Annotated in this window: 9 protein-coding genes; 3 read left to right on the top strand and 6 right to left on the bottom strand. The window is 61.2% G+C overall.

Going from position 1 to position 13,163, the window contains the following annotated elements:
• Positions 1–6 precede the first annotated feature (6 nt).
• Together lptE and MOP44_RS13830 are read right to left on the bottom strand one after the other, a co-directional pair.
• Positions 7–528: an LPS assembly lipoprotein LptE gene (lptE, locus tag MOP44_RS13835; RefSeq protein ID WP_260790483.1), complete on the bottom strand. Its 522-nt coding sequence runs from the start codon at positions 526–528 to the stop codon at positions 7–9.
• 44 nt (positions 529–572) lie between these two features.
• Entirely contained in the window at positions 573–1,445 is an 873-nt protein-coding gene (locus MOP44_RS13830) for an SIR2 family protein (protein WP_260790482.1), read from the bottom strand.
• 128 nt (positions 1,446–1,573) lie between these two features.
• Here MOP44_RS13830 and MOP44_RS13825 point away from each other — a divergent pair, with 128 nt between their 5' ends.
• On the top strand, positions 1,574–2,185 hold the full coding sequence (locus MOP44_RS13825; protein ID WP_260790481.1) for a DUF2231 domain-containing protein: 612 nt from the start codon (positions 1,574–1,576) through the stop codon (positions 2,183–2,185).
• Here the strand turns inward: MOP44_RS13825 and MOP44_RS13820 are convergent, their stop codons facing one another.
• From MOP44_RS13820 to xylB, 3 genes are all read right to left on the bottom strand, one after another.
• Complete coding sequence (locus MOP44_RS13820) at positions 2,186–3,226, bottom strand: carboxypeptidase-like regulatory domain-containing protein (protein ID WP_260790480.1); 1,041 nt, start codon at positions 3,224–3,226, stop codon at positions 2,186–2,188.
• A 260-nt stretch (positions 3,227–3,486) separates the two neighbouring features.
• The gene (locus MOP44_RS13815) at positions 3,487–4,740 is read right to left on the bottom strand and encodes an acyltransferase family protein (RefSeq protein ID WP_260790479.1); all 1,254 of its coding nucleotides are present in this window, start codon (positions 4,738–4,740) and stop codon (positions 3,487–3,489) included.
• Between the two features lie 79 nt (positions 4,741–4,819).
• Positions 4,820–6,295, bottom strand: coding sequence for a xylulokinase (xylB, locus tag MOP44_RS13810; protein ID WP_260790478.1), 1,476 nt, complete (start codon positions 6,293–6,295; stop codon positions 4,820–4,822).
• 243 nt (positions 6,296–6,538) lie between these two features.
• Here xylB and MOP44_RS13805 point away from each other — a divergent pair, with 243 nt between their 5' ends.
• Positions 6,539–7,612 carry an acetylserotonin O-methyltransferase gene (locus tag MOP44_RS13805; RefSeq protein WP_260790477.1) on the top strand — a complete coding sequence of 358 codons (1,074 nt, stop codon included), beginning with the start codon at positions 6,539–6,541 and terminating at the stop codon, positions 7,610–7,612.
• Between the two features lie 71 nt (positions 7,613–7,683).
• Here MOP44_RS13805 and MOP44_RS13800 read toward each other — a convergent pair whose 3' ends face one another.
• Complete coding sequence (locus MOP44_RS13800) at positions 7,684–10,296, bottom strand: hypothetical protein (protein WP_260790476.1); 2,613 nt, start codon at positions 10,294–10,296, stop codon at positions 7,684–7,686.
• Positions 10,297–10,685: 389 nt separating this feature from the next.
• Between MOP44_RS13800 and MOP44_RS13795 the strand changes: the two genes are divergently transcribed.
• The gene (locus MOP44_RS13795) at positions 10,686–13,163 is read left to right on the top strand and encodes an ABC transporter permease (RefSeq protein ID WP_260790475.1); all 2,478 of its coding nucleotides are present in this window, start codon (positions 10,686–10,688) and stop codon (positions 13,161–13,163) included.

Genomic DNA, 13,163 nt, shown 5'->3' with positions numbered 1-13,163 from the left:
TCGTGCTCAGAGGCCTTCGATCACGTCGGCCACCAGCGCGCGCGCGAAGTCGCGACTCAGCCGCTCTTCTGCCGCCGGGCTCTCGTCGATGAAGCTCGCAAGGTCAGTAGTGGATTGATACTGCTGCCGGAAGACGTAGTTCTTGTTCTCGTAGAGTACGCGGCCATCGTGACCCGTCAGCGTGACCGACACGACAATCGTGATAAGAAAGCTCGACGACTGCTGCGTGGTCGTGTTGTACGTAAGCGGGGTAATCGTCTGCTGCAGGATCGTGCCATGCAGAACCGCGTCTGGTTCGCCGCTGCTGGAAGGCGTGACGTGCAGCCGTGTACGCGTGGCAAACTCGCGGATAACAGCCTGCGTCATCACTGTCTCCGTGTGATACGCCTCTGTGCGTGTGGCAAATTGAGGAACCGACAATGTCCGCACATCCGGCGCCAGATGCGTGGCCGACCCCAGCGTGTGATACCCGCAGCCGGATAGAACCAGCACGGCGGCAAGGCAAAAGGCTGCCAGGGGTGAGCACATGCTTCCATCTTAATCGGAGCACACAGCCTGTTCGCCGGCCCGGCTCATCCACGTCGGTTCCGGCGTCGCAGGCGCCGAACCTCCCTGAGCAGATCGCGAAGGAACACAGTGGTTGCACGCCCGGGGTCGCGCTCATCAAGTGCAATGGGCAGAACCCCACGGCTCTTGAGCACAATCTCCTGAGCTTGGTTGCGCTCCGTCATCAGGATGTAAGACATAGGGCGATGGCTCGCATGCGGCGAGTTCTTCCACAATTCCTGCAGCCGGAATAACAGGTAACGCGTGTTCACGTCATGCAGGCTGTACCCGACGAAAAGCAGGGGGCGCGCAAGCGAGTCCGACCGCAGCCGAATATCCAGCGGAGTTTCAAACAGCATCCGCTGGAAGTAGCTGCTCTCCGTAAGCACGAGCGAATCGTCGTCCTCCAGATCGCCATGAAACTTGATGATCTCGGTGCGCCCATCGGCCGGTACCGTCAGGTCCGCAGTGTTCGTCACCTTGTGGAGGGGCTTTCGGCGGCCCTCGAAACTCTTCTCGAGCCACCGATCGTAATTGGTCGTATAGATCACGGGGAAATCGAGATCGACGATTAGATTGTGCAACTCTGACTTCGCGATGTTGATCGAGGACGGATGCCAATTCGTGTCCATCCAACTGCGCAGCGCGCCGAGTTGTGCGTGCTTAACCAGATAGGCTTCGGCCACCACTGAGTAGTCGGCAACGCTGTAATTGCCAGCGAAGCCGAGATCCGATGCCATGTGATGGACAAGTGTTTTGAAGTCCGGAACACCAAGGTTCTGCGACACGCCTCCCCCAACAAAAAGAATCAGGCGGTGCTCCGCCACAGCTTGCACAAGCGGCAGTAGCTCGTGCCGGAAGGCGCTGTCGGCAGTCGTTTGCGCAGATTTGCGGGCCATCACCAGGGTCTCAGCAGTATCGCGGGAGCCTCTCCGCCGCAAGCCTTAGGATGCTCCCACAGCAAGACACCGTTGTGCAGAATGCTGTTCCTATTACAGATTCAGCATCAAAGAACGCGGGAGGCGATATGGCAGACGAGATTGCGGTGAGCAAGGACCCGGTTGCGCGCTGGGCCGAGCGGCAGGACTGGATTCGTCCCGAAGTAGAGAAGACCGCTCAGGGAGCCATTCACTCGAGTTTTGAGCTGATGGGGCCTGCGGGCGATCGCGTGCGGTCATTTCTGCAGGGCGAGTGGCTGCACGAGCCGCTGCATTCCGCGATCACTGATGTGCCAGTGGGGGCTTGGACCGCGACCGTAACGCTGGACTCTCTCTCCGCCATGTGCCCCGGCCGCGGCATGGACGCAGCGGCAGACGCCACGCTCTGGCTGGGCCTGCTGGGTGCAATCGCTTCAGCGGCCGCGGGTCTAGCGGACTGGGCCTACATCGACGAGCCACGCCCGCGCCGGGTGGGCGCTGTGCATGCGCTCCTCAACATCGGAGCCACCGCGCTCTTCACGGCATCCGCATGCGTGCGCAAGCGCAACCGCAACAACGGCCGCGCACTGGCGGGCATAGGGTTTGCCGTGGTGGCCTTGTCAGCACACCTCGGCGGCAACCTCGTCTACGAGCACAAAATGGGCATGCAGCAGGACAACGGCGGCAGCGCGCCGGCCGAGTCCGGTGGAACCGGCATCTGATTACGGCTGGTCATGCTCCTTCGGTGCGTGCGACGTGAGGGGCTTGAGTACAAATTCTTCGAGGAGATTCTCGACAGCATCGGTGCCGAGTTCCGTGAGCGCGTTGAAGAACACCAGGTGAGCCCCGCGGTCAGATTCGGGAAAATAAAGATTGGATAGCGCTCCCGAAGTGAATTTGCCCAGCACGCTCGAGTAGTTCGGCTTCCATCGACCGTCGTCTCCGCGAGCAATGACAGCAGCCGACATTGCATACATCGCGCGCGACCTCACACTGCCCTTCCCCTTGTAGAAGTAGCGCGGGTCCTGGTGGAAGAGCGACGGATAGAGGGCATGCGCGAAGAACTGGTCACTGACGTGGTTGGCGAACGTCGCGCCATAGCGCTTGCCGTATCCTTCCCAGCCACCGCCGAAGCCGGGGTACACATCCTTGTACTGCTCGGCTCCGGCCACGCCCGCGATGATGACAAACGCAGTGGGATCGAACATGGAGTGCAGGCTGAGCTTGAACTTCTGCTTGGCGCGCATGGGAGGCGCGTTCCAGTCGTAGGTGGTGTAGAAGTTCGGAACGACTCCGAGCACGCGCTGCTGCACGGCAATCTGTACCTGCTGCTCCGCGATTTGTTCGGAATCGGCAGTAACGGTAACGCTGGTGCTTGCGGCTTCAATGCGCAGTTGAATGGCAGGCATGATCCGCACGGTGCCGGGGCCGAGATCGACCTCCGGCGAGGTATAGGTCGACATCCCTTCGCCGGTGGCAGTCACATCATAGTGTCCCGCAGGTATACCGCTGAATACGAACTGGCCGTCGCCACCGGTGGCAACAGTATGTGCTTCTGCACCGGACCTGCTGCGCACAGTAATGCGGGCGCCTTGAATGACAGCGCCGTTCGTGTCAACAACCGTGCCGGACAGAGTGGCAGTCGCAGATGGCTGCTGATCGGCGACTGGCTGCTCCTGCGCCGTCTGCTGCGCCTGAGGAGCATCGGGAAGAGCAAACGCGGCGTCACGGTTGGACCGATCTGACTGCGCATGGACATGCACCCCGAAATTAGCGAGAAGTAATCCTATTGTTAATAGTGCCCACTTGGGTGCACGGGCTGTTATGCGCAAGCGACAAGACCTCCTGAGGGGAAGGATGGTTCAGTGCTTGGACGGGATGCATTTAGAAACGTGCTTAGAGCGCGGATGAAGATTTGTTCACTTCGTGGGACACATGGCTGCAAACCGCTGATACGCGAAGCAACACCAGCACGGCGAGCGGCATCGTGCGGCCTTCTCACACGTTGTGAAAAGAGTTCCGCTCAGATGCGCAGGAAGATTTTGCGCCGGTACATCCAGTAGAGAACGACCCAATACGCGCTTAGCATCAGAGCTCCAAGAAACAGAGGCTCCAGCGCCGTGCCGAACATATTCAGCACCCGCGCGCCCAGATGAATTTGGAAGCTCTTCTGTGTAAAGTCCTCCCAAAGATGCGCAATGAGGTAGGCCGCGATCGAGTTCATGCCCACCACGACGAGCGGGAACGCCCAGCGCCGATAGCCCTTCATGTCAATAATCCACGAAAACGCGCTGAGGAACAGGAAGCAGACCCCGCCCGAGAACAGCGTCCACGACGGTGTCCATATACGCTTAACAATCGGGCAGATTCCGGTGAAGTGAAACAGGCAGCCGAGCGCAATTAGACCAGCAGCGGCGAGCAGGAATTTGCGCAGCGGAATCTTCGGCGCGGCCTCCACAAACCACCGACCCCCGATCAACCCCAGCAGCATGGTCCCAAGCGTGGGAATGAAGCTTAGCGTGAGATAGCCGCCGCCATTAAATCGAAACGGACTGGTGCGCGGGAACAGGTTGAGGAACCACACGTCGAAGGCCTGCCCAAGATTGCTGTTCTTATTCCAGTGCGCCGCAAATCCTGTGTACAAGTGCTGATGCCAGTCATTGGGAACGCCAACAGCAGCCCAGTCGAAATTTGCACCTGGTGCTGGATAGAGCGCCCACGCGAGCCAGTACGCAAAAAGAATCGACGCGGTCGCGATCCATTGCCACCGCGGCTTCGCAAAAGCTAGCAGAAACGCGAAGGTATACCCCAGCCCAATCTGCGTCAGAGTGTCCTCGAACGTGAAGTAGGTGATCGGCCCTTCCGTAGACCGCAGGAAGATCCCGAGCGCGATGAGGAGTACGCTGCGCCAAATGGTGTGAAACAGCATGCGTCCGAAGCTCTCGCCTTTGCGCTGGCGGCTGCGGATCGAATACGGCAGCGCCACTCCGGCAAGAAATGTGAAGCCCGGCTGAATCGTGTCATGGAGGCTCATGCCGGCCCATTCCACGTGGGTCTGGTTCCACGCCAGAATGCGCCAGAAGGTGCTGTCCGGAAATGCGCGCGATACTTCGGCGAAGCGCAGCACCTCGCCCATCATCAGCAGCATCACCAGTCCGCGATAAGCGTCGACCGCGACGTTGCGGATCAGACTCGACGCGGCAGGCGGCGCAGTGATGGTGGTTTCGGCCTGGCCGGCTTGCATGGGGGATGAAGCTTGCGCTGCGGCAACAGACATCCGGGGCTCCTCGGCACGGCACCGGGCGGTGCGCGCGTGCAACCACATTAGGCGAGGAGCCGTAGGATCGACAAGAGCGCTATCGCAGGCTGCGCAGCGCAGGATACAACTCGCGCCATTTCGCGTAGCCCGGCTCATAGGCAGCCCGATCCGCAGGATCAGGCTCGATCCGCTGCGCAACCTCAATGGCCTGCCCGCAGGCCTGGTCGAGATTCGCCCAGTGATTCACGCCCACCCCGGCCATCAGAGCACAACCGAATGCGCCGCCCTCTTCTGCGGTGAGAATCTCGACCGCATGGCCGTAGATACCCGCCTGGATGCGCCGCCACAGCGGACCGCGCGCGCCGCCTCCACCGAGCCTTATACCGCTAACCGGAATGCCCAGTTCAGCAAAAAGCGTGAATGTATCCTGCAGCGAATAAGCTACTCCCTCGAGCACCGCACGCGTAAAGTGTGCCGCGGTATGCGAGCTGTGAATGCCCGCGAACGCACCGCGCACTTCAGGGTCGAGATGCGGCGTGCGCTCTCCCAGCAGATATGGAGCCCACTCCAGACCCTGGCTACCCGCGGGAATCTTCGCCGCTGCTTCACTAAGCGCGTCGTAGCTTTGGCCGGCAAAGAACGTGTTGCGCAGCCACTGCAAACTCAAGCCTGCAGACTGCGTCACCCCCATCACATGCCACACCCCCGGAACCGCGTGGCAGAACGTGTGCAGACGCCCCTTGGGATCCTTGGTCGGCTCAGCCGTCGCTGCAAACACCACGCCCGACGTGCCGATCGTCGCCGAGACCGAACCAGGCTGCAGAATACCCATGCCCACCGCGCCCGCACCCTGATCGCCCGCGCCCGCCACAACGGGCGTTCCGGCAGCGAGACCGGTAAGCCCGGCGGCGGTGTCGCTGATCTTCGCGCAAACCTCCGGCGATTCGTACACCTGCGGAAGCCATCCCATCGGAATACCGGCTGCCTCGGCCACTTCGCGCGACCAGCGCCGATGCGTCACGTCCAGCAGTAGCGTGCCCGAGGCCTCCTGCACATCGATGGCGAACTCGCCCGTGAGCCGATAGCGCACATAATCCTTGGGGCACATGATGTGGCGAATCTTCGCGAAGATCTCAGGCTCATGCGTCTTCACCCACAGCAGCTTAGTCAGCGTAAAGTTGGGCAGTGCCGGATTGCACGTAAGCTCAATAAGCTTCTCGTAGCCGATCTTCTGGTGAAGCCAGTCGCACTCGGGCTGCGTGCGCGTGTCGCACCAGATCAGCGAGGGCCGCAGCACTGCGCCGTTCTCATCCAGCATCACCGCGCCGTGCATCTGGCCGGTCAGGCCCAGGGCTGCAATCGGTTCCCGCGGCTCGGGCGCGGCGGCAATGGCCGCCCGGATCGCCTCCTGTGCGGCGCGCCACCAGTCTTCCGGGTCCTGCTCCGCCCAGCCGGGGTGAGGAGTGCGGAAGGGCGCGTGCTCGCTGGAAGCTCCACTGACCAGCTTTCCGTTGGCGTCAACGATTACGGCGCGCGTGCCGCCCGTGCCCACATCCATTCCAAGGAACCACATAAATTCGCACTCCTAAATCGGTTTTCCTGAGCGTCCGCAGCATATCAGCTTAGGGCCGCCGCAGGGAATGCAAACGGCGTGAGTGCCCTCCGCAAGAATAATCATGGACGCGTAACCCAGCCCGCGACTACACTCGCTTGCATCCGCACATAGCCAGACTTCCCCAGATGCGGAACCCAAATACTTTTACGCCTCGGGAACTAGCTTACTTCCCTACTGTCGAACGGGAATCTTCCCAGCCAAATGAAAGGACACATCCCTATGTGCGCAGCCACCGTCGAACCCGCGGCCGAAATAAACGCTGCAACCGCCGCCCCCAGCCCTCAACATATCCTGCAGACAGGCCTCGCTTTCTTCGCATCCAAGACCCTCCTCAGCGCAGTCGAAATGGAAGTCTTCACCGAGCTTGCTCGGGGTCCTGAGAGCCTGGACTCGCTCGCCGGCCGCCTCGGCCTGCATCCCCGCTCGTCCCGTGACTTCCTCGATACGCTCGTCGCTCTCGGCTTCCTCGATCGCTCCGGCGACGTGTATTCCAACACGCCATCCACTGATCTATTCCTCGACAAGCACAAGCCGTCGTATGTCGGCGGCATTCTTGAGATGGCCAACCGCCGCCTCTTCCATCACTGGAACCACCTGACGACCGCCCTCCGCACCGGCCAGCCGCAAAACGAGGCCTCGCGCGGCGAGCCCGACATCTTCTCGGCTCTCTACGCCGACCCCGAACGTCTCAAAGTCTTCCTGCGCGGTATGACCGGCGTAAGTCGCGGTGCGAACATGGCCATCGCTGCCAAGTTCCAGTGGAGCAAGTACCAGACCGTCGTCGACATCGGCCCCGCCCAGGGCGACTTGCTCACCCAGGTGCTGCTCAAGAATTCGCATCTGATGGGCATCGGCTTCGATCTGCCCGAGGTCGCCCCCGTTTTCGAGGAATACATCGCAGCCAATGGGCTTGCCGAGCGTGTGAAGTTCCAGGGCGGCAGCTTCTTCGACCAGCCCCTGCCCAAGGCAGACGTCGTGATGATGGGCCACATCCTCCACGACTGGGACCTGGAACAGAAGCGAATGCTGGTACGCAAAGCCTATGAGGCGCTTCCGCAAGGCGGCGCGTTCCTCGCATATGACTGCATCATCGACGACGATCGCCGCAAGAACGCCTTCGGCCTGCTAATGAGTCTCAACATGCTCATCGAGACCAACGGCGGATTCGACTACACCGGCGCCGATGGCATCTCGTGGATGAAGGAAGCCGGCTTCCGCGAGGCGTATGTGGAGCACCTCGTCGGACCCGACTCGATGATCGTCGCAATAAAGTAACGCTACTGGTGGTGGGCAAGTGAGCAATGCCGCCCACTATCCACCACCTGATCACTTGATCACTTGATCACTTACTTGATGATCACCACATTCATGCTCCAAGGATCCAGCGTGAGTTTCACCGGCAGGCTCTGCGGGCCCATATCCTTCGTCACCGGAGGATCCCACTTGCCATTCTTCGAGGTGTCGTAGATGGCCTTACTATAGGTGATCACCTGCACGTCTGAACTCGAGCTCTGCGCCGACAACGTTATCTTCACATCTTCGCTCGCAGTGCCGTTCAGGTTGAACAAGACCAGTGCGGTGCCCCCGCTATGCGTCGCCGCATAGGCGCGCACATTGGTGATGTCGCCCGCTACCGTAGGCGTCAGCACGCTTTCGCCGTTCACCGCGACGTTGCTGAACAACTGGAACGCCCGCGCCGTCGGAGACATGGTCCCCGCCGGGCCTGATCCAACGCCGCAAGGTCCGTCGCTGGGCCCGTCAGAAAACACGTTATACGCGCCGAAGGTCTGCCATCCATAGAGTGACGAACTCATGTTGCCGAGCGCCTTGCCTTTGTCGTCCTGATTGCAGTCACCGAAACCGATCCACCACGTCAGCCGCGAGACGCCTTCGTTCATCATCTCGCCCAGCGCCTGGCCTGCATACAAGCCCTGCGTGATCGACCAGCTCTGCTTTCCCGGATTCGTATAGACTGACCCGACTTCGCCCACGTAGATCGGCATATCAGGCTTCCCGGCCGTCTTCAGCTCAGCTTTCAGTGTCTCGACCTGCTTGGTCAATTCCTGCGCCGCCTGCTGCGTGATGTACGTGTCGCTCTCCTGTCCGGGGCCCTGCGGATAGAAGTGATACTCCACAAAATCGTACTTGGCGTTAGCCAGAACGATGGTGTCCCAGTCGGGCACATTCCCCGGGTTCACCACCACCCCCACCGGCACGTTCTTATCAACGGCCTTGATATCGGGATAGAAGCCCGTCGCGACCGCTGTGGCGTAGGTCGTCGGATCGTTCGGCTTCGCGTGCAGATCGGTTTCCCACGACCCGTAATTCTCGTTGCCGACCGTCATATGGCTCACCTTACCGCCGTTCTTCTCGGCAAAGGTGATCCATGCCGCGGCCTCGGTGGGATCGCCGCCCTTGGTGCATGTCGCGTCAGTCCCGTAGTCGGCCGTGAGAGCAACGTCAAGCCCGCCCGGAATCTCTACGTCATTGATGAACTTGTCATAAGTACCGTTGGGATGCGCCCACCCGCCCGGCTGCAAAGGCGCACCGGCAGTTGGACTGTAGCACAACATGTTCTTTTCCCAGTGGTAGTTGTCAGACCACGATCCACCCGGCCACCGAACCGCCTTGATCCCTGCGGCCTTGAAGGCCGGCAGAATCGCCGGATCGGTCGGATCGTACCAGTCCGCAAGATTCATGCCCAACAGTTGATCCGTGACCTTCGGTCCGCTCACGGCCTGGTTGATCGAAACCGACGTCACGGCTGTTACCGCAATCGCCGCGGAGGTCCCGCTCGCGCTGTTGTAAATTCCGACGCTCGCCGAGTCAGGCGTGTAGGCCGCCGTCAGCGTCACGCTTGTAGCAGTAAATGTATCCGCCGGAACATCGATCGTCGCACTCCCCGAAGCCAGCACAGTCGAGCTTGACTTGTAAGCACCGCTGCTCAGAACAACAGACCCGGTCGGCATCGCATCGCCCGTGGGTGCGGCCACCGCTACCGTCACCTTGAGGTCCTGGTCAGACCGGATACTCGTCGAAGCCGGCGTCACCGTAACCGTCGGCGTAATCTTCGATACCGTGACTTTGGCTGACCCGGTAGCTGCGCCGAAATTAGCCGCACTACCCGCATCCGGCGTGTAGGCCACGCTGAGAGTCGCGCTACCCCCTGCAAGCGAGCCCGCAGGAACATCGATGGTCGCCTTACCGCTCGCAAGCGTGGCCGCACCCGACGTATAGCTTCCGCTGCTCAGCACCACCGAACCGGTCGGCGTGGGATTGCTGCTGCCGCCATCGACTGTCACCGTCACCTTCAGCGGGGTCTGCGTATCGACGGTTGTGGAAGCCGGCGTCACCGTCACCATGGGAGTCACGACGCCAACCATCACCGATCCAGTTCCAGTCGCCGTCTCGTAAATGTTCTGGCCAGTCGAGTCGGGCGCGAAGGCCGCTGAAATCGAGTTGCTCCCCTTCGACAATGCGCTCGCCGGTATCGTCAGCGCCGCGCTCCCATTCGAGAGAGTAGCCGGCGAAGAGGTGTACGTCCCCACAGCCACAGTTACCTGGCCGGTAGCCGTCGGTGCCCCAGTGCCGCCGCTCACGCCCACCGTCACGCTCAAATCTCGTCCCGGCACAATGGTCGAGACCGCAGGAGTTACCGTAACCACGGGCGTCGCCTTATTCACAATGACGCTAGCCGTTCCGCTGGCCGCGTTATAGGTCGACGAACCCGCCGAGTCCGGCGTGAAGCTCGCGCTTAGGGTATCGGTCCCAACCGCTAGCTTCCCTGCCGCAATCTGAATAGTGGCGCTGCCCGCACTCAGCACCGTCGCGGCAGATGTATAGCTGCCGCTGCTGAGCGTTACGCTTCCCGTCGCCGTACCGCCCGAGCCCGATACCGCCACCTTCACCGCAAGCGACTGCGCGACCGTAACCGGATTCGAAGCCGGCGTGACCGTCACGGTCGGAGTTGTCGGAGTCGGAGGAGGCGGATTTTTGCTTCCGCTTCCCCCGCCACAGGCAGTTAGAACCGTAACAAGAAGGCTGGCAAAAAGAGGAATGATTGTTCCGAAGGTCTTTTTCACTTTCTATCCCTTCAAACTGGTAATCACCGGACCTGAAAATCCCACAACATCAGGAGAGAAAAACGGTCAATGCGACCGATACCATGGGGCTGGAATCGAGAGAATCCTATCGCATCTCGACAACCCTTGCCGAGACGAAAATTAGGCCATCCTTGCCTCGGCACGATGTGCCCGGGATCACGCCAGTGAACCAGCCGCAGCCTCCTTGCGTATCAAACAGCGATCCACCCGCATGGCATTCCTGAAATATCTCCAGGGGGTATCGAATGGCACTCTTTACCGATCAGCTCAAGCAGGTCTTCCGCCGACTCGCGAAGGCTCCTCTGTTCACAGCCATCACCCTCCTGACGTTGGCCATCGGAATCGGCGCCAACACCGTCGTCTTCAGCGTGGTCAACGGTGTGCTCCTCCAGCCCCTCAGCTATCCCCAGTCAGACCAGTTGATCGGAATCTGGCACAGCGCGCCCGGTGTCAACCTGCCTGAGATCGACATGGCCGCGTTCATGTACTTCACCTACCGCGAGCACAACACCGCGTTCCAGGACATCGCCTGCTACCGCTACGATGCGCTGACGGTGACGGGCTTCGGCCACCCTGAGCATCTGGAGAGCATCGATGTTACCGATGGGACTCTGCCCCTTCTTGGCGTCAAGCCCATGCTCGGCCGCTTGTTCACCCGCCAGGATGACCAGCCCAACGCTGCCAAGACCGTCGTCCTCTCCTACGGCTACTGGCAGCGGCGCTTTGGCGGATCGAACTCTGCAATTGGCAAGACCATGACCATCGACGGAACAGCCCGCGAGATCATTGGCGTCCTTCCGCGCGACTTTCACTTTTTAGATGACTACGAAGCCTCAGTATTCGTGCCCATTCAGTTCGATCGCAGCAAGACCATGCTCGGCAACTTCAACGAAAGCGGCATTGCGCGGCTCAAGCCCGGCGTCACCCTCGAACAGGCGAGCGCCGACATCGCGCGCATGCTCCCCATCGCTCTGCACTCCTTCCCGCCGCCTCCCGGATACCCCGTCGCCATGTTCGAGTCTGCCCACTTCCAGCCCAACCTGAAGCCGCTCAAGAAGGTCGTCATCGGGGATGTGGGCAAGGTGCTCTGGGTGCTCATGGGTTCTATCCTCATGGTGCTTTTGGTAGCCTGCGCCAACGTCGCGAACCTCCTGTTGGTGCGCGCCGAAGGCCGCCGCCAGGAGCTTTCGATCCGGTCAGCCCTCGGCGCCAGCCGCAAACACATCACCCTCGGCCTGCTCGTCGAAAGTCTTGTCCTCAGCGTCGTCGGCAGCCTCATCGGACTGGGCCTTGCCTTTGCGGCGCTCCGTGTCCTCGTGGCCGCTGCGCCCACCGGCCTGCCCCGCCTGCACGACATCGGAATCGATCTGCCTGTCCTTCTGTTCACCATGGGACTGGCTCTGTTCGTCAGCATCGTCATCGGCATCATTCCCGTCATCAAGTTCTCCGGCGTCCACCTCAACACCGGCCTGCGCGAAGGCGGCCGCGCCCTCAGCCAGAGCCGCGAGCGCCATCGCGCGCGCAAGACCCTCGTCGTGGTGCAGGTCGCATTGGCTCTTGTGCTGCTTATCTGCTCGGGTCTGATGATCCGCACCTTCCGCGCGCTCATACAAGTCTCCCCGGGCTTCTCTGATCCGAAAAGCCTGCTCTCCTTCTTCGTCTGGATCCCCGACACGCAAATTCCAGCCGCTCAGGCCGAGCGCGTCCTGCGCACCGAGCAGGCCATCCAGCAAAAGCTCGCCTCCCTGCCCGGTGTGCAATCAGTCGGTATCTCCACCGCCGTGCCCATGGACGGCTCGCAATGGTTCAACCCCGTCGCCGCCGAAGACCACACTTATAAGCAGGGCGAACTTCCTCCGCTGCGTCGATTCCGCTTCATCGGCCCGGGACTCTTCTCCACCATTGGCTCTCCTCTCGTCGCCGGCCGCGACATCACCTGGGACGACGAATTCCAGAAGCGCCCCGTCGTCCTCATCAGCGAAAACTTCGCGAAGGAGTACTGGGGCAGCGCCCAGAACGCCATCGGCAAGCGCGTGCGCGAAACCGATACAGAGGACTACCGCGAGATCATCGGCGTCGCAAAGTCCATCTACGACGACGGCGTCGACAAACCCGCGCCCACCGCCATCTACTGGCCCCTCTTCCAAAACAACCTCAATGGCGACAAGGAAATGATCCGCCGCGGCGTCAACTTCATCATCCGCTCACCGCGCTCCGGCTCGGCCGCGTTCATGAGCGAAGTGCAACAGGCCGTGTGGTCGGTGGACGGCGATCTGCCGCTCGCCAACACCCACACCGTCGACCAGCTCTATCGCAAGTCGATGGCCCGCACTTCATTTACGCTCGTCATCCTCTGCGTAGCCGGTGGAATGGCTCTCCTGCTTGGCATCGTCGGTATATACGGAGTCATCTCTTACGCCGTTTCCCAGCGCACGCGCGAAATCGGCATCCGGATGGCCCTCGGCGCCCAGCGCGAACAGCTCACCGCGATGTTCGTCCGCCAGGGCCTCACACTCGCGGGGATCGGCGCGGTCTCGGGCATCGTGATCGCCGCCGTTGCCCTGCGCCTCATGTCGTCCCTGCTGTTCAAGGTGAGCGCCATGGATCCCTGGACATACGGCCTCGCAACAGCCTGCATCCTCTCCATCGCCTGGATCGCCAGCTACCTGCCCTCACGCAGCGCCGCAGTGGTAAATCCAGTCAGCGCGCTGCGGTCGGAATAA

Origin of the sequence: Occallatibacter riparius (assembly GCF_025264625.1) — a bacterium.
In the GTDB taxonomy this organism is placed as follows: Bacteria; Acidobacteriota; Terriglobia; order Terriglobales; family Acidobacteriaceae; genus Telmatobacter; species Telmatobacter riparius.
Note: the sequence above shows the minus strand (reverse complement) of the source record. Positions and strands in the feature narration are given on the sequence as shown.